The organism is Vibrio pacinii DSM 19139 (assembly GCF_000711795.1).
Classification (GTDB): domain Bacteria; phylum Pseudomonadota; class Gammaproteobacteria; order Enterobacterales; family Vibrionaceae; genus Vibrio; species Vibrio pacinii.
This window is the reverse complement of the sequence record NZ_JONH01000010.1, coordinates 241,858-265,507: the sequence shown is the minus strand read 5'-3', so window position 1 is coordinate 265,507 and position 23,650 is coordinate 241,858. Positions and strand designations below refer to the sequence as shown.

The following is a 23,650-nucleotide window of genomic DNA, read 5'->3' as shown; positions in this document are numbered from 1 at the left end:
GACCCACCTGATTTCCATGCCGAACTCAGAAGTGAAACGAATTAGCGCCGATGGTAGTGTGGGGTCTCCCCATGTGAGAGTAGGACATCGCCAGGTTCTTATTTAGACCTCAGCAGCAATGCTGAGGTCTTTTTCATTTCAGAAGCGTAAATAATCCCGTATCGAAGTCTCGATTTTCTAACTATTTCTTTTCGTTTAACGACCAATCATATTCATAATCAACATTTTCTAATGACGATAAAGGTTGAAAACGATAACGATTAATATGTTGTTTAAGTTGTGTAGTATTGCCAAAATCATCCGCAAACCACTCATAAATGGATGAGAGTTGAGTCCTCTTATCGAGTTCGAGTACACCTTTGTCAGCGTTAATAAATTCTTTGGCTGCCTGTTCAAGAAGTCTTTCAGTGTTCTCTGCGGTAAATGCTTGAGACTGCAAGTTAGGGCAACCTAAACTAGCGCAGTTGACCGCGTAGTGGGTGCGCGGGTCATTCCAAATCGGTCGGAGAATTCGGTGCTCGATATCATTTAATGTCAGAGCTTTACCATTAATCGTAACGACTTCATCTTCCCATGGTCCAAAGCTAAATAGACCACCTAATTTGGTAATTGATTTAATCGGGTATGCGTCGATGATCAGGCTTACTGTAATTGCATTGTAGAGGTTCACCCAATACGCATATTGCTGCGCTTGGCTTAGCTGCAAAGGATCGTGTTGACTTAGGGTCTCGATGTAACGACTGAGATAGGCACTGTCTTTGGCGTTCACAGCGGCGTATCGAAACAGAGTATAATCCCCCTCTTTAATCAGGTAGCGGTCGAGTAGCGTCTGCCAAGCTTGATGATCAACCATAGTAGTACTGCTTTCTTGACTGCTATTCCAATACGGCCAGGGGACAGATTGGGGCGCAGAAAGTACATTGAATGAGGCGAAAGAAAGTATCAGAGCAAATAGCTTTTTCATAAAAGTTTCCATCTGGAATATTATGTCATTGTAGACCGTAACAGCGACTATTTACTTTCAATAAAAAAGGTTGGCGTTGGCCAACCTTTTTAGTCATTAATCATCGTTGTTACTGCAGGAAAGATGGAATCTTCGTTTCAAATTCAGCGATTTTATCCTCGTGTTGCAGTGTTAAACCGATGTTGTCTAGGCCATTCAGTAAGCAATGACGGCGAAAAGCGTCAATCTCAAATGAGTACTCTTTGCCGTTGGCGCGAACTTTATTGGCTTCTAAATCGACTTCAATCTCTGCACCTTCATTTTGTTCAACAAACAGGAATAGTTCATCCACTTCTTGTTCTGTAAGACGAACGGGAACCATCTGGTTGTTAATTGAGTTGCCGTAAAAAATATCAGCAAAACTAGGTGCGATCATCGCTTTGATGCCGTAATCCGCTAGTGCCCAAGGTGCGTGCTCACGAGAAGAGCCACAACCAAAGTTCTCACGTGCGAGTAAGATGGAAGCGCCTTGGTAGCGTGGTGCATTCATGACAAATTCTGGGTTTGGTTGCTCTCCAGCATCATCAAGAAAACGCCAATCATGGAAAAGATGTTTACCAAATCCCAGACGTGAAACCTTTTGTAGAAACTGCTTAGGAATTATGGCATCGGTATCAACGTTCGCTGCATCTAGAGGGACAACTAAGCCGGTGTGCTGTTTAAATTCTGACATGTTGATTCTCCTTAATCGAACTCACGAATATCGACAAAATGGCCCGCAATAGCAGCAGCGGCCGCCATGGCAGGGCTAACTAAATGAGTACGACCATCACGCCCTTGGCGTCCTTCAAAGTTACGGTTTGATGTTGATGCACAGCGCTCTTGTGGACCTAAACGGTCATTGTTCATTGCGAGACACATTGAGCAGCCTGGCAGACGCCATTCAAAGCCTGCTTCTTTAAAAATAGTGTCCAAACCTTCCGACTCGGCTTGGGCTTTGACCTGTTCTGAGCCTGGAACAATCAGAGCCTGAACGTGTTGAGCCACTTTTCGTCCTTTGGCGATTGCCGCCGCGGCGCGCATATCTTCAATGCGAGAGTTGGTACAAGATCCGACAAATACTTTGTCGACTTTATAGTCAGACAAGGATTTACCCGCCTCTAGTCCCATGTAAGCGAGCGCTTTTTCTGCAGATGTCTTTTCTACTGGGTCAGCAAAACTTTCCGGCGAAGGAATTGGTTGGTCTACTGCGATCACCTGCCCTGGGTTCGTCCCCCAAGTGACCTGAGGTTTGATGTCGGCGGCGTTGAGTGTTACCACTGCATCGAACTTGGCATCACTGTCGGTCTTGAGGGTTTTCCAGTACTCAACCGCAGCGTCGAAGTCGCTATCTTTAGGCGAGAAATTACGACCTTTGATGTAATCAAATGTGGTTTGGTCAGGCGCAATAAGGCCAGCTTTAGCGCCTAGCTCGATCGCCATGTTACATACGGTCATGCGACCTTCCATTGTCAGGTCAGTAATCGCCTCACCACAGAATTCAACCACGTAACCAGTACCGCCAGCTGCTGTAGTTTTGCCAATGATGGCGAGCACGATATCTTTCGCGGTGATGCCAGAGGCAACTTTGCCTTTGACTTCAATTTTCATGGTCTTGGCGCGTGCTTGTTTAAGCGTTTGCGTGGCTAGAACGTGTTCAACTTCTGATGTGCCAATACCAAAGGCTAGTGAGCCAAAAGCACCGTGTGTAGCAGTATGTGAGTCTCCACACACAATGGTCATGCCAGGCAGGGTAATACCTAGCTCTGGGCCCATCACGTGGACAATGCCTTGATATTTGTGGTTAAGATCGTAAAGGGTAACGCCAAACTCTTCACAGTTTTTTGATAGCGTTTCCATCTGGATACGTGCCATCTCTCCGGAAGCGTTGATGTCTTTGGTTTGTGTTGAAACGTTGTGGTCCATCGTTGCAAAGGTTTTACTCACTTGACGAACTTTACGACCCTTTTCACGTAGGCCGTCGAACGCTTGAGGCGAAGTGACTTCGTGTACTAAATGGCGGTCAATATAAAGAATCGGGGTTTCACCCTCAGCGGCGACGGCGACGTGAGCGTCGTAGACCTTTTCGTATAATGTTTTACCCATTTCACTATCCTGTGTATGGCTGCTGACAACGGCTTATCAGCAGCGAATAATTATTATGAAATTAATTTATTTAAGAGTTTAAGATGTATGCTGCGATCTTGTCGCCCATCTCTGATGTCGATAATGCTGGCTTATCACCAGACAGATCGCCAGTCAGCTCACCTGCTGATAACGCTTTAGAGACCGCGGTTTCAATATCTTGTGCTGCGTCTTCTTCGCCCAAGCTGTAACGTAGCATTAGTGCTGCCGAAAGAATTTGAGCCACTGGGTTTGCAATGTTTTTACCCGCGATGTCTGGGGCACTGCCGCCAGCAGGCTCGTAAAGGCCGAACTGACTTTCGTTTAGGCTAGCAGAAGGCAGCATGCCCATTGAACCTGTGATCATTGCACACTCATCTGAGATGATGTCGCCGAAGATATTGGAACATAACATAACGTCAAACTGAGCTGGGTCTTTGATTAGCTGCATTGTTGCATTGTCGATGTACATGTGCGACAGCTCAACGTCTGGGTAATCTTTCGCGATCTCTTCAACCACTTCACGCCATAGAATTGAGCTCTGCAGGACGTTTGCTTTGTCGATGGAGCAGACTTTTTTATTGCGCAAACGTGCTGATTCAAAGGCGATTTTTGCGATACGCTCAATCTCAAAGCGATGGTAGATCTCTGTGTCGAACGCTTTCTCATTTGCGCCTTCACCCTCGCGACCTTTGGGCTGGCCGAAGTAGATACCACCAGTTAGCTCACGTACGACGACGATATCAAAACCATTGCCGGAGATATCGGCACGTAGAGGCGAAAATGATTCTAAGCCGTGATGGATTTTTGCCGGGCGCAGGTTACAAAACAGTTGGAAGTGTTTACGCAGTGGAAGCAATGCGCCTCGTTCTGGCTGATCGTTTGGCGCAAGGTGTTCCCACTTTGGGCCTCCGACGGAACCGAATAGAACAGCATCGGATTCTTCACACGCTTTGATGGTGCTTTCTGGTAATGGGCAACCGTGGTTATCAATCGCAATACCACCGACATCGTGCTCATCGCGTTCAAACGTAATCGCGTGTTTCTTTTCAATCGCATCTAGCACTTTATGCGCTTGAGCCATTACTTCAGGGCCAATGCCATCACCAGCTAGAACGGCAATTTTGTATGATTTGTCTGTCATGTTATTCCTTTAATTTTTCTCTTGCCCCAGAGTACTCACGTCCCCAGAGCCTCTTTTTATACTGTTGCGATTTTTTTTTGTTTGATCTCTGCGATCTCATCGGCACGATGAATGCTGTTGATGACGTGCAGTAGCGCTTGACCTGAGGCTTCAACAATATCGGTTGAAACACCAGTGCCGTGGTATTTTCGGCCCTTATAGTTAGCGATGATGTCCGCTTGGCCTAAACCATCTTCACCTTCGCCTTTAGCGGTCAAATCAAACTTATCTAGCACAATATCATAACCCGTAACACGATAGATACATTGGTAAAGCGCATCCACTGGGCCGTTGCCAACCGCCGCTTCAGCGAGCTCTTCGTCGCCACATTGGATTTTGATGCTAGTCGTGGCCATCACGCTGCCAGATTGCACGCTTAAGTAGTTCAATTTGTAGAAGTCATCTTCTTCGCGTAAGTTGGCGAAATGCATCAGTGCTTCAAGGTCGTAATCGAACACTTGTCCTTTACGGTCAGCCAGCTTCAAGAAGTCATCGTATAAAGCATCAAGATTGTACTCTTCCTCTTTATAGCCCATTGAATCCATATGGCTCTTCACCGCAGCCCGGCCACTGCGACTGGTAAGGTTTAGCGCTTTGTTTTTCAGGCCAATCGATTCTGGCGTCATAATTTCGTAGGTATTTTTGTTCTTTAGCATTCCATCTTGGTGGATACCGGAAGAGTGACTAAAGGCATTGGCACCAACGATGGCTTTGTTGCTTTGAATGGGCATGTTGCAAAGCTGGCTAACCAGTTTACTGGTACGGTGGATCTCGTCGTGTTTCAATCTAGTATGCACGCCGAGTAGTTCTTGGCGGGTCTTGAGGATCATGGCGATCTCTTCTAGTGAGCAGTTACCTGCGCGCTCGCCAATGCCATTGATAGTGCCTTCGATCTGACGAGCGCCGGCTTGCACCGCTGCAATCGAGTTCGCAACCGACATGCCAAGATCGTCATGACAGTGCACGGAAATAATCGCTTTATCGATATTCGGTACGCGATTGAAAAGGGTTTGGATAATACCGCCAAACTCATTTGGTACTGTGTAGCCTACGGTATCTGGAATATTAATGGTACTCGCGCCAGCATTGATCGCGGCTTCAACCATACGGCATAAGTTATCAATCGGTGTACGACCAGCATCTTCACAAGAGAACTCAACATCGTCGGTATATTGGCGGGCGTGTTTAACCGCTTTGACGCCCATCTCGACTACATCGTCGTAGCTGCGGCGTAATTTATCTTGAACGTGTACTGTCGAAGTAGAAATAAACGTGTGGATACGGAACTGGTCGGCAACTTTGAGCGCTTCGGCTGCGGCGTCAATGTCTTTTGCGACCGCGCGTGAAAGTGCACAGATTCGGCTATTCTTGATATTTTTGGCGATGGTCTGGACGGACTCAAAATCACCAGGCGATGAAACAGGAAAGCCTGCTTCAATGACATCAACGCCGAGCCTTTCAAGCGCATAGGCAATTTGCAGTTTCTCTTTAACCGTCAAACTTGCTGACAACGCTTGTTCGCCATCACGCAAGGTGGTGTCGAAGATAATGACTTGATCGTTCATGCTTACTTCCTTAGTGATTTGATGTATTTAACATCAGTTAATCGTTTACTTCCATTGCTTAGCTACAAGCTAGGTATAAAAAAACCCGCATCTGAGTGCGGGTTCTGTGTCATTCTGTGTGGTTATTTTTCTTCCACAGCCTACCCGCGCGATTTGGTCACGATAAGGAGGAGGCGCAGCAGGAGAGAAAAACGATTGATCATTGTTAACGATTCCTATTCGGGCGTTAAATAAACCACAAAATTAAGTTAACAAATTAGTACCGCACTCAACTCGCAACGTCAACCCTAAAGTTGTTTTTTTATTCATCTAAGCCGAGTTAACGATGGGCATTCAGCAAAATCGGCAGTTCTGTATGAATTGACGCGTGTCATCGAATCTCCGCTAAACGTTCACCAATCTGTCACTCGACCCAATTAAGTTTGAAATTCACATGGTCGATACTAGGAGACGGTTATGCGTTCTATCGAACCTATTGCCAAGTTTGATTTGGCATTCTCTCTGTTTTGTTTACAGCACAAGTTTGCTCATCCAGCGTCACGGATAAGTAAAGCGGTTTCTCATACTGGAGATGGTCATCTTTATGCGATGTTTGGCGTGATGGCTTATTGGTTTGGAGGACTCGAAGGCAAACAGTTTCTGATCGTAGGCTTACTCGCCTTTAGTATAGAACGGCCTATCTACTGGCTGACTAAAAACCTTTTCAAGCGTCGTCGTCCACACGAGCTATCGCAGTTGGTTACCTCATTTGTGACCCCTTTTGATCGTTATAGTTTGCCGTCTGGGCATACCGCCGCCGCGTTCTTAATTGCTACCGTGGTCAGTGTTTTTTATGCTGATGTGGCACTATTCGCGTATCTATGGGCGATCTTGATCGCAGGCTCTCGAATATTACTCGGAGTACACTTTTTTACCGATGTGGTATTGGGGGCATTACTTGGTATCGCTTGTGCTCACTTGGCGCTGTCGGTCATGGGAGTCTAGTGGATGAGAATACTCTACGGGGTACAAGGAACAGGCAATGGTCATATTGCGCGTGCTCGAGCGATGGCAGGTCATTTAGTCGATCAGGGCTTTGATGTGGATTACCTATTCAGTGGACGTGAGCGGAGTAAGTATTTCGCTATGGCGCCGTTTGGTGATTATATGACAAGGCGCGGTCTATCATTTGTCAGTGAGAAAGGCCAAGTCAGTTACCCTAAAACCATACTGAGCAATAATTTGTGGCAGTTTTGGCGAGATGTCCAACAGCTCGATCTGCGCGGTTATGATCTCGTATTGAATGATTTTGAGCCCGTTTCCGCTTGGGCGGCTAAATTGTGTGATATCCCGACGATCAGTATCAGCCACCAAAATGCGTTTCGTTACCGTGTTCCGCTGAAGGGCGCGAACTGGATCGACAAGCAAGTGATTCATCACTTTGCGCCTGCTCAGTATCATATTGGTCTACATTGGTATCATTTTGACCAGCTGTTACTGCCACCGATTGTCAGCACGCCCGAGGCCAATGTCGGTCAAGACTCATTTGTTTTAGTCTACTTACCATTTGAAAGCATGGCTGATATTACCGATCTCTTGGTTCGATTTACTACTCAACATTTTGTTTGTTTTCATCCCCAAGTGATTGAGCCGAGCACTATTGAGAATATTAATTGGATGCCACTCAGCTTCGATGATTTCCACCGCTACCTCACCCGATGTAAGGGGGTGATTGCTAATGGTGGATTTGAGTTACCTTCCGAAGCGCTAACGCTTGGGAAAAAATTACTTTTGAAGCCGTTGAGTGGTCAGTTTGAGCAAGTCAGTAATGTCGCGACGTTAGAAGATCTTGGTTTGGCAACTTGCATGGATTATCTCAATGCCTCGATAGTGCGTAATTGGTTAGATGAAGCCAGTGCCGAGAGCGTTGGTTATCCGGATGTCGCCGCCGCTATTGCCGCTTGGATTAAACAAGGTCAGTGGGAGGATCAGACGAAGTTGTGCCAAGAGTTGTGGGAGAAAGTCGATTTTCCAAGCTATGCGACTTATCTTTAATGTCCACTCAGCTTGCCACATATTGCCCCATTCATTGATGCTATTTCTGGATTGAATGGCTTATTCATAAGCCAGAATCATAACTAGAGATATAGATCGCTCTATCAGAATAATCGCAAATTATTATATATATCTATAAATAGTTCGGCTTTATATTTTTTTATGATAAGTCTAACTGTATGTTATTAAATGCTAATTTTAAACCATAGGTAAAAAATACTGATTAATTGTCAATCTTATTGCTAAGCGCTAAATGATTCGTAGATAGTAATGATTCGTCACGACACATCTAACAGATAAATACAAATAGATAGATGAAGCACAGGTTTCTATTCCAACCAAATGTCGAATGACTAAACCATATGTTTAAGAATTAATGAGGCTTTGCCGATGATTGACAAAAAAGAGTCCATGAGTGCTATCGCTAGCTACCGAATGGAAAGCACTCTGCGTGGAGTAGATTTAAACTTATTGACTGTGTTTGATGCTGTCATGCAAGAACAAAATATTACCCGTGCCGCGCACAACTTGGGGATGTCACAGCCAGCTGTGAGTAATGCCGTTGCGCGTTTGAAAGTGATGTTTAATGATGAGTTGTTTATGCGTCAAGGCCGTGGAATTCAGCCGACTCAGCGAGCTCGTCAACTGTTTGGACCGGTTCGCCAAGCGCTGCAGCTTATCCGTAACGAGTTACCATGTTCGGTGTTTTCTCCTGAAACATCGACTCGTCTATTTAAACTAGCGATATGCAGTCCGTGTGATATGCGTTTTGCCCCTAAAATTATGACGACGATTCATGACACAGCACCGAATGTTCAACTTCATCTTGATGCTGAGTTTGACCGTCATTTAGCAGAACGTATGCGCTATCAAGAGATTGATTTTGTGATTGATTACGCTCGTTTTGATGAGCAAGGCTTCTCAAGCACTGAGATTTTCCAAGACGAGTTGGTGGTGGTTGCGTCTAAATCACACCCTCGTATTCAAGCCAATGTTACTCCTGAGCTCCTTGTTAGTGAGCGACACGCTAAACTATCGAAAGTACATGGCCAGCGTAGCTTCTCTGAGCAAGCGTATCGTGATCTCGATGTACAAGCGTATTATGAAGGCACAAGCTTAAGCAATGTATTGTATGTTGTTGGCCAATCCGAATTAGTCACGATAGCACCACGTTGGATGGTTGAAAATGCCGCCAATAAAGAGCAGTTACAAGTGTTAGAATTCCCATTTGAAAATGGCCAAATTAGTGGGTTCCTAAGCTGGCATGAGTCGAGTGAAAAGGACAAAGGTCATATCTGGTTGCGTGATCAACTGATGATGATTTGTGGCGACGTGGTAGCATTAAAATAGCCGACGCCAGCGAACGACTTTTAAACCTTGGATGGCGTGCGCTATTCAAGGTTTTTTACTATTTATATTGATAACTTTGACGCCCATCAGTTGCCTTTTTTAATGCGAAATGTACACTTGTGCGCTGATTAAAGCTTACATGTGTAAGCTAAAGGTAATAGAGATGGCCAACCTAGATTTTCATATTGTAAAACGAATTCGAAACCAGATTGCACAACGTGGCGACCGTATTGCACTTAAACATAAAGTCGGCAATATGTGGAACGGCATTAGCTGGAAGCAGTTTGGTCAGCAGGTAGATGCACTTTCCCTTGCACTATTAGCTCAAGGAATCCGAGTTCAGGACAAGATCGGAATCTTCTCCAACAACATGCCACAATGGACGGTGGCAGACTTTGCCGCATTACAGTTGCGTGCCGTTACTGTCCCTATTTATCCGACCAATACCGCAGCGCAATCTGCGTACATTTTGCAAGATGCTGATGTCAGAGTGTTGTTTGTCGGTGAGCAGGAACAATTTGATGCCGCAGTCGATATATTTCAACAGTGCCCAGACCTTGAGTTGATTGTCGCGATGTCAGATGACGTCGACTTAGGCAATCACGACTTTGCCATTGGTTGGCAGCAGTTTATTGCCAATGTTGACAGTGATCAGCAGCAAGCGTTGGATGCTCGTCTTGAGCAAGCTAACTTTGATGATCTGCTTACCCTTATCTACACCTCTGGCACAACAGGCCAGCCAAAAGGGGTGATGCTCGATTACGCGAACATTGCTGCTCAGCTTGAGGGACACGATGAGCGTCTAAGCTTATCCGAATCTGATGTGTCATTATGTTTCTTGCCGCTATCGCATGTATTTGAACGCGCATGGACGTTTTATGTGTTGTACAAAGGCGCGACCAACTGTTACCTCAAAGACACCATGCAAGTGCGTGACGCATTAAGTGAAGTGCGCCCGACGGTGATGTGTGCGGTACCGCGTTTCTACGAGAAGATCTTCTCAGCCATTCACGAAAAAGTCGCCAAAGCACCATTTATTCGCAAAGTGATGTTTACTTGGGCGGTGAATATGGGCGCTAAGATGGCGCTTTGTCATCAGCAAGGTCGTAAACCTTCGCTGCTATTGAAAAAGTCGCACGCTTTAGCGGATAAAATCGTACTTTCTAAATTGCGTGCTCTGCTTGGCGGTAATATTAACTTTATGCCGTGTGGTGGCGCTAAGTTAGACGAGACCATTGGCCGCTTCTTTCATGCCCTAGGTATCAACGTTAAGCTCGGCTACGGCATGACAGAAACTACCGCGACCGTATCGTGTTGGGATGATAAGTGTTTCAACCCAGACTCGATTGGTATGTCTATGCCAGGGGCTCAGGTTAAGATTGGTGACAACAACGAGATTTTAGTGCGTGGTCCTATGGTCATGCGTGGTTATTACAAAATGCCAGAAGAAACGGAAAAAACGTTTGATGAGCATGGCTTTTTGAAGACGGGTGATGCAGGCCATATTGATGAAAACGGTAACCTTTTCATTACCGACCGTATCAAAGAGTTAATGAAGACTTCTGGTGGCAAGTACATTGCCCCACAAATGATCGAAGGGGCGATTGGTAAAGATCACTTTATTGAACAAATTGCCGTGATCGCTGATACCCGTAAATTTGTTTCAGCACTTATTGTGCCTTGTTATGACTCTTTAGAAGAGTACGCAAAAGAGCTCAATATAAAATACCAAGACCGTGTTGAGTTGATTAAGCATCACCAAATTGTTGAAATGCTAGAGAAGCGGGTTAATGGGTTGCAGAAAGAATTGGCCAAATTTGAGCAGGTCAAAAAATTTAAACTACTGCCTAAAGCTTTTTCTATGCATGATGGGGAACTGACTCCCACTCAGAAACTGCGTCGCAAAGTGATTAACGACAAGTATCAAGACGAAATTGAAGAAATGTACACGGATAAACACGATAAAAAGTAGTTTCCGCTGAGTTAAATTATTAACTGATTAAAAATCCCCCAGCAGGCTTTGTCGCTTGCTGGGGGATTTTTTATGGCCTTAAGCTCGAAGAGGTCGGCCATTTCATTCGCCGCAATCACTGCTATTCAAGTAAAATAATAGCGTGAATTTTTCTTATTTAATGGTTTATATGACTGGATATGTGTTAATTGGCCAATCTATCGTGCAATGATGTATGGTTAGGTAGGATTAAGTTCAAACTGAGACAAACATCGCATTAGACCCGTTGCTAAGAAAGCGTTACATTTGTTGCGTTAGCTTGCTTTATGTTACCAATAAGCAAGACATAGCCGAAAAAGTGGAAGTATTTCGAATTAGGCTACGAATAAGCCCTAGACTATGAAAAACCAGCCCATTGCGTTGACCTTACACAATGACAAACTGGTTAAGGAGAAAAATATGACAACAATGTTATCCGGCGCGGAGATGGTTGTTCAATCTCTGATCGAAGAAGGTGTTGAACAGATCTTTGGTTATCCTGGCGGATCTGTTTTAGATATTTACGACGCGCTTCATGCGAAAGATGATCAAATCAAGCACGTTCTGGTGCGTCATGAACAAGCCGCAACGCATATGGCTGATGGCTATGCTCGGGCAACAGGCAACCCCGGTGTGGTGTTAGTGTGTTCAGGTCCTGGTGCGACCAATACCATTACAGGTATTGCGACAGCTTACATGGACTCTATTCCAATGATCGTTGTTTCCGGCAACGTGCCCAATAACATGATCGGTAATGATGCCTTCCAAGAGTGCGACATTGTTGGTGTTTCTCGCCCTGTGGTTAAACATAGCTTTTTAGTAAAAAAAGCAGAAGACATTCCTGAAACGGTCAAAAAAGCCTTTTATATTGCGACCACAGGTCGTCCTGGCCCAGTTCTCATCGATTTGCCCAAAGATGTCTTGAACCCACTTAATAAGCTGCCTTATGAGTACCCTCAATCGCTGTCAATGCGCTCATACAAGCCGACGACAACGGGTCATAAAGGTCAGATAAAGAAAGGCCTCAAGACGCTGCTTGAAGCGAAAAAACCCGTATTATATGTTGGTGGTGGCGCCGTTATTTCTGAAGCTGAGCAGCCTCTGATTAAGCTTGCCGAAATGCTCAACCTTCCAGTTGTGAGTACTTTGATGGGATTAGGCGCTTTTCCCGGTACGCATAAAAACTCACTGGGCATGTTAGGCATGCATGGTTTGTATGAAGCGAACATGGCGATGCACGAAGCTGATCTTATCTTTGGCGTCGGGGTTCGTTTTGATGATCGAACCACCAATAACCTAGAAAAGTACTGTCCGAATGCGAAAGTGATGCACATCGACATCGATCCTTCTTCGATCTCTAAGAATGTGAAAGCCGATGTTCCGATTGTGGGCTCTGCCGATAAAGTGCTGCAAAGCATGGTCAACTTGCTTGAAGAGCAGGGCAGTAGCAACGATCAAGATGCCTTAAATCGCTGGTGGGATAACATACAATTGTGGCGTGACCGTCAATGCCTTTCTTACGAGAAGTCGCCAGAGCGTATTAAGCCCCAGCAAGTTATTGAAACTCTATATAAACTAACCAATGGCGATGCCTATGTGGCGTCAGACGTTGGCCAACACCAAATGTTCGCAGCTCTCTATTATCCGTTTAACAAACCTCGTCGCTGGATCAATTCAGGCGGCTTGGGCACGATGGGTTTTGGTTTACCTGCAGGGATGGGAGTGAAGTTTGCCAAACCTGATGAGGAGGTTGTGGTTGTGACTGGGGATGGCAGTATTCAGATGAATATTCAAGAGCTATCAACCGCGTTGCAATACGACATTCCAGTTAAGATTATTAACTTGAACAATCGTTTCTTAGGCATGGTCAAGCAGTGGCAAGATATTATTTACCAAGGCAGACACTCTAACTCATACATGAGTTCCGTTCCCGATTTTGCCGCCATCGCTGAAGCGTATGGTCATGTCGGTATTCGCATTGAAACGCCCGATCAACTCGAAGCCGGTCTTAAGCAAGCGCTAGATATGAAAGATCGTTTGGTATTTGTTGATATCAATGTGGATGAGACCGAGCATGTTTATCCGATGCAGATTAAAGGCGAAGGTATGGACAAAATGTGGTTAAGCAAAACGGAGAGAACTTAATATGAGACACATTATTTCACTGCTATTAGAAAACCAACCCGGTGCTTTGTCTCGTGTGGTTGGCTTATTCTCTCAACGTGCTTACAACATTGAATCTTTGACCGTGTCACCGACCGATGATGAGACGTTATCGCGCCTGAATATTACCACTATCTCTGATGATATGGAGCTTGAGCAGATCCAGAAGCAGCTTAATAAATTGATCGATGTGCTAAAGGTTCAGGAAGTGACAGAGCTGGATCATATTGAGCGTGAGTTAATGATGGTTAAGGTTAAAGCGAGCGGATTTTCGCGCGCAGAAGTTAAGCGTACCGCAGATATTTTCCGTGGCCAAATTGTCGATGTGACCGCTTCTCAGTATACCGTCCAAATGGCGGGCACAAGTGAAAAGCTTGATGCGTTTATTCAGGCTATTTCAGAAGTCACTGAAGTGATTGAAGTTGCGCGTAGTGGTGTGGTCGGGATTGCACGTGGTGAACGGGCACTAAAACCATAACTCTTGTTCAAAGCATAAAAAAACCACCGTTATTACGGTGGTTTTTTTGTTCTAGCTATCCGTGCTTAGTGCAGGATACGTGCACGTATGGTGCCTTCGATTTCTTTCAGTTTTGCCAAGGCTTCTTCAGAGCGTTCTGTTTCGACATCAATAACAACGTAGCCAAAATCTGCCGCTGTCTGCAGGTATTGACCCGCAATGTTAATGCCTTCTTCAGCAAAAATAGTGTTAATTTGCGTTAGGATACCAGGACGGTTTTGGTGGATGTGCAGCAAACGTGAACAATCGCGGTGCTCAGGTAGTGATACTTCAGGGAAGTTAACACTTGAAAGCGTTGAGCCGTTATCTGAGTACTTGGCCAATTTGCCCGCCACTTCAACACCAATGTTCTCTTGGGCTTCTTGCGTTGAACCACCAACGTGTGGGGTCAAAATGACGTTGTCGAATTTCTGCAGTGGTGACTCAAAGCGGTCTGCATTGGTTTTAGGTTCGGTTGGGAATACATCGATAGCTGCGCCAGATAAGTGGCCTGACTCTAAACTATGACAAAGCGCTTCAATATCAACGACAGTGCCTCGTGCGGCGTTGATAAAGATCGAACCTGGCTTCATACGAGCAAACTCTTCAGTGCCCATCATATTCTTAGTTTCTTGTGTTTCAGGTACGTGCAAGGAAATGACGTCACACTTATTGAGTAACTCACTCATGGTTGGTATCTGAGTGGCATTACCGAGAGACAGTTTGTTTTCGATGTCGTAGAAGTAAACACGCATGCCGAGGTTTTCAGCAATGATACCTAACTGAGTACCGATATGACCGTAACCAATAATACCTAGACGCTTTCCGCGCGCTTCATATGAGTTATCGGCGCTCTTTTTCCAAATCCCACGATGAGCAAGAGCATTCTTTTCTGGAATTCCACGCAATAGCAATAGTATTTGACCAAGTACCAGTTCCGCAACACTACGTGTATTCGAGAATGGGGCATTGAAGACAGGGATACCGCGTGAAGCTGCTGCGTTGAGATCAACTTGGTTGGTACCAATACAGAAACAACCGATCGCCACTAGCTTTTCAGCGGCGTCGATCACTTGCTGGGATAGGTTAGTGCGTGAGCGAATACCGATGAAGTGCACATCTTTTACCGCTTCTAATAGCTCATCTTCAGCGAGAGAGCCTTTGTGGTATTCGATATTGCTATAACCCGATGCTTGAAGAACTTCTACAGTTGATGGGTGTAGACCTTCAAGCAAAAGTATTTTTATTTTATCTTTTTGCAGCGAAACTTTGGCCATTGTCTTCTTCCTTAAAGTGGGGAAATTGGGCTTAACTGGCGCACATTGGGCAAAAACAGATAAAGCAAACGTTTTGATCTGCGCTTAGTGTTACGCAAACGTTTTCCTTGTGCGTCTTCTGACCATTAAGTTATCAAAAAAAAAACAATTTGGGTAAGAAAATTACGGAATAAGGCATAATTTTTATTGTATGAAATGAAAAAACGGCGCCGAATGGCGCCGCTTGTAATGAAACAACAAAAAATCGCAAGTTACTCTTCGATTTTTGCGCCTTCAGGTGTACCTGTGATGACGACGTCAGCGCCGCGGTGAGCGAACAGACCAACCGTTACGACACCAACAATAGAGTTAATCTTATCTTCTAATGCTTTTGGATCTGTAATTTTTAGGTTATGTACATCTAGGATCACGTTACCGTTATCAGTGATCACACCTTCGCGATAGGCTGGGTCACCGCCGAGTTTAACCAGTTCACGTCCAACATAAGAGCGTGCCATTGGAATTACTTCGACAGGGAGTGGGAATTGGCCAAGGACATCAACTGCTTTGGTGTTGTCGACAATGCACACAAATTTATCAGAAATAGCAGCGACAATTTTTTCACGAGTAAGTGCCGCACCACCACCTTTGATCATGTCGCGTGCCGAGTTAATTTCATCAGCACCATCAACGTAAATATCCAGCGCTGCGACTTCATTACAGTCAAAAACTTCGATGCCTAAGCCTTTTAGCTTTTCAGTCGACGCTTCTGAGCTTGAAACTGCACCTTTGATATCGTCTTTCATAGTTGCAAGTGCATCGATGAAGTGATTAACGGTCGAGCCAGTACCAACACCAACAATGCTGTCTTTTTCAACATACTTAAGTGCTGCCCAACCAGCTTCTTTTTTCATTTCATCTTGAGTCATGCTCATCTCCTAAAGCGGTAGTAATATCGTTTGCGGCGCGATTATATCGTCAAACTAACTCTATTCCCAATCCCAGATCTGGCTTGGGGTCACTATTTTAGGTAGTGGAACGTCCCAAGACTCGACAGGCAACTTATCGACGTGTTGGCAATCGTGCGCGAGCCCAATCGGTTTTGGCCCTTGTTGAGTCGCAAACCAAGGGGCAAGGGTGCGGTCATAATAGCCGCCGCCCATACCGAGTCGATGCCCATCTTGAGCAAATGCCACCAGTGGCGTACAGATAAGGTCAAGTTGCGCTGTGGGAAGAATTTGAGTCACATCGAGTTTAGGTTCGGCAATCGAGTAACGATTGAGCACCATCGGCGTAGTCTTCTCGTAGCGCAGGAAAAGCAGATGGCCCGATGAAAAGGGATGAATAACGGGTAAGTAGGTGTGTTTACCTTGCTGCCACAACCATTGGATCAGTGGCTTGGTATCAATTTCACCATCGGCGGTTAGGTAAAGGGCAATGTGCTGAGCACCGGCCACTTCGGGTAGGGCCGAAAATTGATGGACGAGGTCGACGCTCGCCAAATATTGTACATCACTACTTAACTGATTGCGCTTATGGCGAATTGCGCGGCGAAATTGTTGACGTGATAAAGTCATGGTGGTACCCATTCTGTCTGGGTACCCAATTGGAATACCCCAGAGTGCCGTTGGAGATATCGACCCTTGAACCAGCTGGTTCAAGGCGGATCAGCAGAGATAACCGTAGGCTTCTCGGTTCAAGCCGAGCTTGCTCAATAGCTATCAAGTACCAACCCTTAGGTATTGCTTATCGGCTCAGGGACTTAATCCCCTCACGCACACTCCAGGGTAAATTCTTGTTGTAAAGCTTACTGCTGTCCTGGCTTCACTTTACTGATTGCACTGTCTATCGATGCTGAGAGCTGCTCCATGCGCTCAAAAAGTGCTTCTTGTTTCTGCTTTGAGTCACTGTCACGTGTTTCAAGTTCATGACAAAAGTTTAGCGCAACAAAGGTAAGAAGTTGTACTTCGTTGGTGATTTTTGTCTTAGCTGCCATATCTTTTAGGCGCTCATCGAGATGGGCTGCAGCCTTGATCAAAGACTCTTCTTGTCCTGCTGGGCAGTTCACCAGAGTTAGCTTGCCTAAGATTTCAACTTCTACCGCTTGATTGCTCATATCGACTCTATATCTATTGCTTGAGGTGATAAGCAGATAATCACCGAAGGGCAAACTATAGAAAAAGGTGTATTAAGATTCAAGCTTTTCCCTAACGCAAATCCAAATCAGCGTGCAATCACACAGTAATTGGGCAATTTGTGCAAAAGCTACTCACAATTGGCCAATCGCTCGTTTTCGCTCGCTTTAGTAAATGGTACGATTGAGGTTATTTTTTCTAATTTAGGTCATTGTAATGAGCGATACCAAACTACCTGATTATCTGACATTTGCCAGTGAACTGCAGTCTGCGGGCTTAGCAGTCAACCCTGCGGAGTTACACGGTTTACTCGTTGGTATGTTAAGTGGCGGTCTCAATCTTACTGATAAAAGTTGGCAGCCAATGGTGTTTGACTATGTCAGTGAAGGAATGGGGTGGCCAAGCAAAGTCTTGCAAATCGCCACTGCGACGTTGGATGCTTCAGTTGCGGACCTGACCGGATCAGGTATGGATCTTGAACTACTGCTGCCAGACGAAGAAGCAAGCGCGACATTATTTGATGTGGCAGATGGTTTAGCCGATTGGGTTAATCATTTTATCTCAGGTTTAGGCTTGGTTAATACCAAATTGAACAAAGCATCGAGCGATATAAAAGAAGCGCTTGCGGATCTTGAAGAGATCGCGAAACTCGGCATTGATGAAGACGATGATCTCACCGAGCAAGGCCACCTTCTTGAGCAAGTGATTGAGCATGTAAAAGCGTGCGTCTTGACTATTCATGCCGAGTTTGGTCAAAAAGTGCAAATTCAATCAACGCCTACGATTCATTAAATCGGTACTCCTATGAAGCAATTTGATGTGATCATCGCCGGCGGTGGCATGGCAGGAATGACGTTGGCGTTGGCGATTAATAAATTGTCACCCTCGCCATTATCGATTGCTGTGATTGAGCCTTTCAAAGTGGATCATCAGGCCCATCCAGGCTTTGACTCACGTTCAATTGCGCTTTGCTATGGTACGGTTGCCTTGCTGAAACAGCTTGGTCTATGGCATGAAATCAGTAAAGTAGCCACTGCGATTGAACATATTCACGTGTCTGATCGTAATCATGCAGGCATGACGGATATTACTCGCCAACAAGTGGGGCTAGAGGCTCTAGGGTATGTGGTTGAGTTAGCGGATGTTGGGCGGATTTATCATCAACTGGTTGAGCTTGATCCACACATTACTTTAATCACAGCGGCGGTTGAGCGCGTTGAACGCGAGCAGCAGCATGTCTTACTGACTTTAGATAATAAGCTTGAGCTGGAAGGGCAACTCCTGGTTGCTGCGGATGGCGCTGGATCGACGTGTTGTCAACAACTAGGGCTTGAACTGAGCGAGCATGACTTTGAGCAAGTCGCTGTGATTGCCAACATTACCGCGCAGCAGCCCCATCATGGCCGCGCTTTCGAACGTTTTACCCAGTCAGGTCCGGTGGCGCTATTGCCGATGTCGCAGCAGCGTATGTCTTTGGTGTGGTGCCTGACGGCGCAAGATGCTGACGCTATGATGCACGCGAATGATGAAGAGTTTCTTCAACAGTTGCAAAGTGCGTTTGGTTGGCGTTTAGGGGTGTTGAATAAAGTCGGTCAACGTGCTTGTTACCCATTGATTTTACGTTATCGAGAGCAAACGGTCTCACACCGTTTCGCTGCGCTAGGTAACGCTGCGCAGACTTTACATCCGATTGCGGGGCAAGGGTTTAATCTTGGGATTCGTGACGTGGTTAGTTTGGCTGAGACCATCGCACAATTTTCTGATGATCCAGGTTGTTACCACGGGCTCAAGTGCTATAAGCAGGCACGTCAAGATGACCGCAAAGCAACCATTGCGATGACATCAAGCTTAGTGCACCTGTTCTCGAATGATTATATGCCACTGAGGCTAGGGCGAAATATTGGGTTATTTGCCATGGACAATGTCACATTACTTAAAGCCCCTCTATTACAAAGAACGTTAGGTTTGGTCGCTCGTTAACCGCGGCAAAAAGGACAATAAAAATGATGCAGAGTGTAGATATCGCGATTGTTGGTGGTGGCATGGTCGGTTTGGCGTTGGCCGCCGCATTTAAAGAGACGGATCTACGTATCGCCGTGATTGAAAGCCGTACGCCTGAGAATGAATTGACACAATTACCGGATGTGCGTGTCTCTGCGTTGAGTCGTTCAAGTGAAGTGATGTTGCGTAACCTTGGCGCGTGGCAAGGTATTGTTGCCCGTCGCAGTGCTCCATATTGGGCAATGGAAGTGTGGGAGCAAGATAGTTTTGCGCGGATAGAATTTGAGGCGCAGCAATTAGCTCAACCCGACCTAGGGCATATTGTAGAAAACCGCGTGATTCAGTTGGCGTTACTTGAACAAGTCAAACAGCAAAGTAATGTCTCTTTATTTATGCCCGCTAAATGTGCCTCAATGGCGATTGGTGAGCGTGAAGCATGGTTAACGCTTGATAATGGCCAAGCACTTACTGCCAAGTTGGTGGTCGGCGCTGATGGAGCTAACTCGTGGGTGAGGAAACAGCAAGATATTCCCTTAACTCATTGGGATTATGGTCATAGTGCGATTGTGGCTAATATTCGCACCGCGGAGCCTCATCAACGTGTGGCGCGTCAAATCTTCACCCCACAAGGACCATTGGCGTTTTTGCCCTTAGGTGAAGAGAATCTCAGCTCAATTGTCTGGTCGACCGAGCCGAATCGTGCCGAGCGACTTGTTGCGATGAGCGAGGGTGAGTTTAATAAGGCACTGACTGCAGAATTTGATCATCGCTTAGGTTTGTGTGATGTGGTTGGAGAACGTTTCGCCTTCCCACTTAAGATGCGTTATGCACGTGATTTCGTGGCACAGCGCGTTGCTTTAGTGGGCGATGCCGCTCATACCATTCACCCTTTGGCCGGACAGGGGGTGAATTTAGGCCTGTTAGATGCAGCCTGCTTAGCTCAAGAGGTGTTAGAGCTTCATCAACAAGGTGAAGACTTTGGTAGTAAACGTAACCTGAGAGGCTATGAGCGCTGGCGTAAGGCCGAGGCAGCGAAAATGATTGCTGCGATGCAAGGGTTCAAAGATCTGTTTGAAGGCAACAACCCTGCGAAGAAGCTGATTCGTGGTATTGGTATGAAGTTCGCCGCTCAATTGCCAGGGGCGAAAGATGAAATCATGAAGCGCGCTCTGGGTTTGAAGGGGCACTTGCCACATTTGGCGATGCCGTCTGAGTTTAAGTCTCCGATGTTGTAAAAGCAAAAGGGTTGGCAGTGCCAACCCTTTCTATATTCTGTTATGCGTAGGCGCAGCGCAGTCGCATTACTTCTTTATTTATCTCTTTAACGGCTTTGAAGTGTCGGCTTTCTGCCTTCTCTGGCAACATCAGTTTGCCATTATCAAACTCAAATTTTCCTACCCCGTATATATAAATTCGTCCTTTAAACAGCCGGCTAATGTGTTTAGCAATCATACCTGGTGTATAGCGCTTAAACAGTCTCATACGTCCTTCCTTATAGTTAGCAAGCACTGCAAATTATACGTATTTGCCACCGTTAATAGTGTGATTTTCATGGTGGAATATGCAGTAAAAACAGTTTGGATTGGATATTTGTGTTGCTGTAGGCAAAATCACGGATAAATATCCACTCAACTGTGATAACTCCCTCATTTATGTTCTGTAATTTGAACTTAAGAGGAGTATTGAGCAGGAACTATTAAGCCCAATGTTTATGACATTTTTAAGAATAGTTGAACTTTTTCGTTAAGTGTGAAGATTGTGTAAAAATCGACAACAAAAAAAGCCCGCTCAAACGCGGGCGAATAGTCACAGATGCATTACACAAAAAGTGGATGTCCTGAAACAATCAGTGGATACACTTTTTTGTTGGAGAAGGATTCACAACGGTTTGATAGTCTTGCTTAGCAAACCTTGTGTCGCACAGAAAAATGAAACCTGGGCGAACTTGGACCAACACAGGCAGCATACTGCATAAAAACAATCATGACTACTTATGCTTTATAAATGAATAATAATTTAATTAATCTTTCGCTAATACTGCGAAGTTGATCATGTGAAAATGTAATCGTTTGCAACTGGCGGGAGGGGATATGGTTGAGGTTATGGTTCGCGGCATATCTCGCCGATGATCGGCTGACATAATTGAACCAGATCGTGACACGGCAAAGCAATGCCCGCCATATTTGAGCCGCTGCTGATGGTGACTTCGGGCTCGTTAAGTAGCTGCCGATCAAACACCACTATCATCGGTGTTTTAAGTAAAATAGGTACAACCGTACCAATTTGATAACCCGTTAGGCTAGCAACCTCTTGCATCGAAACACAGGTCATTCGTCGCCACTCAAGTAGCGAGCGAACCTTCTTGGGGTCAACCGAACGATTGCCTGGAGCACAGGCAATGGCATAACGATGGCTCATATCACGCAAGACTATTGATTTGACCATTTGTTCTGGGCGAATCCCACGTTGTTTGGCGGCATCATCAATCGTTGTTGCGGGTGTTTGATGAGGCAGCAGACGAAAGGCCACCTGCTGCGACTCAAGGTATTGAGTGATATGAGTGGAGATTGGATTAGTCATTATCTAAAGAGTATGGCAATTCGGCGAAATGCCAGACTTGTTCTGGTTGGCTCTTTAAGCGCAGTTGTGTATCACTGTCTAAATTATTCGGTAGAACTACCAAGGCCAGGGCTTGATTGTCGCTAAAACGGTAGCTGGCAAGCAGCTTACCAGCGCTGCGCCAGTTGTCACCCACTGCGCGCTCTAGCTCAGCACCCTGCTCGATATCGCGTTCGGCTGTCCCTTTTATAATAAAGAGAGCCCGTTTATTGATGCCGCGGTATTTAGCGCGAGCCACGGTTTCTTGACCTGTATAGCAACCTTTACTAAAGCTAATCCCACCAAGCGCGTGAAGGTTAAGCGCCTGAGGAATGTGTTCGTTTTGCTGTTCTGCTGTGAGCAGTGGTAGGCCGGCTTGAATATCAAGAAGCGTCCACAATGATTGATCGACTTTTTCAGCATGGCTGGATGTTGCCAGTTGCTCTGCCGCTGCCGGAGTAAGCAGTAACAGCCAACGCAGATCGTCAATTTTGACGGCCGTTCCGCCTTCAACTACGCGAACATCGCCCGTATCTGGTGACAGGCTATCAATCAAAGCGCTCGCGTCACTGCCCATCACACCCAGAGCAATATCATGACTGTGTGCAAACTCAACCTTGGCAAAAATGGCGTATTTCTTTAGCTCGGCCAACTCTTTTTCGATCAGACTTGCGGGCTGAAACATCGCATAACCTTGGTTATGGTGAAACAATCGAAATGCGCTCCACACTTTGCCTTTGGCATCACAGTGTGCGCCAAATGTGGCTTGATGTGGTTCCAGAGTGACAACATCACAGGTGATCTGCCCTTGCAGGTAAGATTTTTTATCTTGCCCTTGGACAGTAATGGCACCCCATGTGGTGAGAGGAGCAATGGCCAGTGAGGGAAGTGCGTCACTTGATGTCAGTTGCAACGGCGCAAAATCGTTTTGCCAATCCATGATGATTACCTAATTAAGTCGATATTGCTGCTATGTTATCGCCGATCACGGGTGATAAACAACCTTTTGAGTAGTGTGTCAATTTTGCTTGGGGTAAGGATGAAAATTTCGAGTCTCGTCGGGAGTGTGACTGGCGCACTAGTTGTCTGCGGTTTTGCTTGTTACACTCGCCCCACACAACCGATATTGGTGAGGAATTACAATGTATACCGCAGAAGAAAAAGCGCGTATTAAATGGGCATGTCGCCGCGGAATGTTAGAGCTTGATGTCGTGATTATGCCGTTTTTTGAAGAATGTTTTGAAGGGCTACAAGAAAACGAACAGCGTGATTTTGTTTCGCTACTCGAATCTGATGATCCGGACTTGTTTACTTGGATCATGGGACACGGTCGCAGTGAAAATCTAGGCCATGCTGCCATGGTAGATAAAATTGTCGCTCACAACCTCAGCAAAGTGCGTTAGGTTAGTTTTAACGTCTTCACATCATTTGAAACAGGCCAATGGATTGCTTTCAGCGTTGGCCTGCTTCACGGTTATTCACTCTCAACTTCCTCTCGTGGCGACGACTCTGTTGTTGCCTTTAGTCATCAAATACACACTGCATCTAAGCTGGTTTACCGCGCCATTGACCGGTGAGGTGACGTTTATTTCCCCTCGTGAATATCAAACCGAGCAAGGCACTTACGTGATTAAAGCGGTGCTGTTTCCGTTGATGTCTTTTGGGTTGTTAATTGTCTTAGCCAACAACCAACGTGTATTGCTGTGGCGAGACAGTATGCCCGAGTCGAGTTATCGACAATTGGTGGTGATGTTAAAAAGGGAGCATTGAGCT

General features: G+C 45.7%; 23 protein-coding genes, 1 rRNA gene and 1 other RNA gene. 12 read left to right on the top strand and 13 right to left on the bottom strand.

Features of this window, described 5'->3' with window-relative positions:
- Positions 1 to 96 (top strand): 5S ribosomal RNA (gene rrf, locus BS19_RS19610); the annotation flags it as partial.
- A gap of 85 nt (positions 97 to 181) precedes the next feature.
- Here the strand turns inward: rrf and BS19_RS07085 are convergent.
- The 5 genes from BS19_RS07085 to leuA all read right to left on the bottom strand — a co-directional run bounded on the left by BS19_RS07085 (position 182) and on the right by leuA (position 5,854).
- Positions 182 to 964 carry a DUF547 domain-containing protein gene (locus tag BS19_RS07085; RefSeq protein ID WP_038174284.1) on the bottom strand — a complete coding sequence of 261 codons (783 nt, stop codon included), beginning with the start codon at positions 962 to 964 and terminating at the stop codon, positions 182 to 184.
- Between the two features lie 109 nt (positions 965 to 1,073).
- On the bottom strand, positions 1,074 to 1,676 hold the full coding sequence (gene leuD, locus BS19_RS07080; protein WP_038174283.1) for a 3-isopropylmalate dehydratase small subunit: 603 nt from the start codon (positions 1,674 to 1,676) through the stop codon (positions 1,074 to 1,076).
- 11 nt (positions 1,677 to 1,687) lie between these two features.
- Entirely contained in the window at positions 1,688 to 3,088 is a 1,401-nt protein-coding gene (leuC, locus tag BS19_RS07075) for a 3-isopropylmalate dehydratase large subunit (protein WP_038174281.1), read from the bottom strand.
- 70 nt (positions 3,089 to 3,158) lie between these two features.
- The gene (gene leuB, locus BS19_RS07070) at positions 3,159 to 4,250 is read right to left on the bottom strand and encodes a 3-isopropylmalate dehydrogenase (protein WP_038174280.1); all 1,092 of its coding nucleotides are present in this window, start codon (positions 4,248 to 4,250) and stop codon (positions 3,159 to 3,161) included.
- A 56-nt stretch (positions 4,251 to 4,306) separates the two neighbouring features.
- Positions 4,307 to 5,854, bottom strand: coding sequence for a 2-isopropylmalate synthase (leuA, locus tag BS19_RS07065; RefSeq protein WP_038174279.1), 1,548 nt, complete (start codon positions 5,852 to 5,854; stop codon positions 4,307 to 4,309).
- A gap of 456 nt (positions 5,855 to 6,310) precedes the next feature.
- On the opposite strand from leuA, the gene BS19_RS07060 reads away from it, so the two are divergent.
- From BS19_RS07060 to ilvN, 6 genes are all read left to right on the top strand, one after another.
- Positions 6,311 to 6,838, top strand: a complete 528-nt coding sequence (locus BS19_RS07060) for a phosphatase PAP2 family protein (RefSeq protein WP_038174277.1) — start codon at positions 6,311 to 6,313, stop codon at positions 6,836 to 6,838.
- A gap of 3 nt (positions 6,839 to 6,841) precedes the next feature.
- Positions 6,842 to 7,888: an MJ1255/VC2487 family glycosyltransferase gene (locus BS19_RS07055; protein WP_038174276.1), complete on the top strand. Its 1,047-nt coding sequence runs from the start codon at positions 6,842 to 6,844 to the stop codon at positions 7,886 to 7,888.
- Positions 7,889 to 8,278: 390 nt separating this feature from the next.
- Positions 8,279 to 9,238 (top strand): transcriptional regulator LeuO, encoded by a 960-nt coding sequence (leuO, locus tag BS19_RS07050; RefSeq protein ID WP_038174274.1) that lies wholly within the window; start codon positions 8,279 to 8,281, stop codon positions 9,236 to 9,238.
- Between the two features lie 163 nt (positions 9,239 to 9,401).
- Positions 9,402 to 11,210, top strand: coding sequence for an AMP-dependent synthetase/ligase (locus tag BS19_RS07045; RefSeq protein ID WP_038174273.1), 1,809 nt, complete (start codon positions 9,402 to 9,404; stop codon positions 11,208 to 11,210).
- A gap of 438 nt (positions 11,211 to 11,648) precedes the next feature.
- Positions 11,649 to 13,373: an acetolactate synthase 3 large subunit gene (locus BS19_RS07040; protein ID WP_038174271.1), complete on the top strand. Its 1,725-nt coding sequence runs from the start codon at positions 11,649 to 11,651 to the stop codon at positions 13,371 to 13,373.
- A 1-nt stretch (position 13,374) separates the two neighbouring features.
- Positions 13,375 to 13,869 (top strand): acetolactate synthase small subunit, encoded by a 495-nt coding sequence (gene ilvN / locus BS19_RS07035; RefSeq protein ID WP_038174270.1) that lies wholly within the window; start codon positions 13,375 to 13,377, stop codon positions 13,867 to 13,869.
- Positions 13,870 to 13,934: 65 nt separating this feature from the next.
- Here ilvN and serA read toward each other — a convergent pair whose 3' ends face one another.
- The 5 genes from serA to BS19_RS07015 form a co-directional block, all read right to left on the bottom strand.
- A complete protein-coding gene (serA, locus tag BS19_RS07030; RefSeq protein WP_038174269.1) occupies positions 13,935 to 15,164 on the bottom strand; it encodes a phosphoglycerate dehydrogenase in 1,230 nt (409 codons plus the stop codon).
- A gap of 251 nt (positions 15,165 to 15,415) precedes the next feature.
- Positions 15,416 to 16,072 carry a ribose-5-phosphate isomerase RpiA gene (gene rpiA / locus BS19_RS07025; protein WP_038174268.1) on the bottom strand — a complete coding sequence of 219 codons (657 nt, stop codon included), beginning with the start codon at positions 16,070 to 16,072 and terminating at the stop codon, positions 15,416 to 15,418.
- Between the two features lie 60 nt (positions 16,073 to 16,132).
- A complete protein-coding gene (locus BS19_RS07020; protein ID WP_038174296.1) occupies positions 16,133 to 16,720 on the bottom strand; it encodes a 5-formyltetrahydrofolate cyclo-ligase in 588 nt (195 codons plus the stop codon).
- 32 nt (positions 16,721 to 16,752) lie between these two features.
- Positions 16,753 to 16,935: non-coding RNA, 6S RNA (gene ssrS / locus BS19_RS19765), on the bottom strand.
- 15 nt (positions 16,936 to 16,950) lie between these two features.
- Positions 16,951 to 17,259, bottom strand: coding sequence for a cell division protein ZapA (locus tag BS19_RS07015; RefSeq protein ID WP_038174267.1), 309 nt, complete (start codon positions 17,257 to 17,259; stop codon positions 16,951 to 16,953).
- 235 nt (positions 17,260 to 17,494) lie between these two features.
- Here BS19_RS07015 and BS19_RS07010 point away from each other — a divergent pair, with 235 nt between their 5' ends.
- From BS19_RS07010 to BS19_RS07000, 3 genes are read left to right on the top strand one after another with little or no spacing between them, the layout of a single operon-like run.
- On the top strand, positions 17,495 to 18,070 hold the full coding sequence (locus BS19_RS07010) for a YecA/YgfB family protein (protein ID WP_038174265.1): 576 nt from the start codon (positions 17,495 to 17,497) through the stop codon (positions 18,068 to 18,070).
- A 12-nt stretch (positions 18,071 to 18,082) separates the two neighbouring features.
- Entirely contained in the window at positions 18,083 to 19,258 is a 1,176-nt protein-coding gene (gene ubiH, locus BS19_RS07005; protein WP_038174264.1) for a 2-octaprenyl-6-methoxyphenyl hydroxylase, read from the top strand.
- A 23-nt stretch (positions 19,259 to 19,281) separates the two neighbouring features.
- Positions 19,282 to 20,514, top strand: coding sequence for an FAD-dependent 2-octaprenylphenol hydroxylase (locus BS19_RS07000; protein ID WP_038174263.1), 1,233 nt, complete (start codon positions 19,282 to 19,284; stop codon positions 20,512 to 20,514).
- 40 nt (positions 20,515 to 20,554) lie between these two features.
- Here BS19_RS07000 and BS19_RS06995 read toward each other — a convergent pair whose 3' ends face one another.
- From BS19_RS06995 to ygfZ, 3 genes are all read right to left on the bottom strand, one after another.
- Positions 20,555 to 20,761, bottom strand: a complete 207-nt coding sequence (locus tag BS19_RS06995; RefSeq protein WP_038174262.1) for a DUF1107 domain-containing protein — start codon at positions 20,759 to 20,761, stop codon at positions 20,555 to 20,557.
- A gap of 618 nt (positions 20,762 to 21,379) precedes the next feature.
- Positions 21,380 to 21,859, bottom strand: coding sequence for an aminoacyl-tRNA deacylase (locus tag BS19_RS06990; protein WP_038174261.1), 480 nt, complete (start codon positions 21,857 to 21,859; stop codon positions 21,380 to 21,382).
- Complete coding sequence (gene ygfZ / locus BS19_RS06985; RefSeq protein ID WP_038174260.1) at positions 21,852 to 22,817, bottom strand: tRNA-modifying protein YgfZ; 966 nt, start codon at positions 22,815 to 22,817, stop codon at positions 21,852 to 21,854. The genes BS19_RS06990 and ygfZ overlap by 8 nt, the downstream gene beginning before the upstream one ends.
- Before the next feature lie 202 nt (positions 22,818 to 23,019).
- Between ygfZ and BS19_RS06980 the strand changes: the two genes are divergently transcribed.
- Together BS19_RS06980 and BS19_RS06975 are read left to right on the top strand one after the other, a co-directional pair.
- Positions 23,020 to 23,280 (top strand): FAD assembly factor SdhE, encoded by a 261-nt coding sequence (locus BS19_RS06980; RefSeq protein WP_038174259.1) that lies wholly within the window; start codon positions 23,020 to 23,022, stop codon positions 23,278 to 23,280.
- Positions 23,249 to 23,647 carry a protein YgfX gene (locus tag BS19_RS06975; protein WP_342665215.1) on the top strand — a complete coding sequence of 133 codons (399 nt, stop codon included), beginning with the start codon at positions 23,249 to 23,251 and terminating at the stop codon, positions 23,645 to 23,647. The genes BS19_RS06980 and BS19_RS06975 overlap by 32 nt, the downstream gene beginning before the upstream one ends.
- Positions 23,648 to 23,650 lie beyond the last annotated feature (3 nt).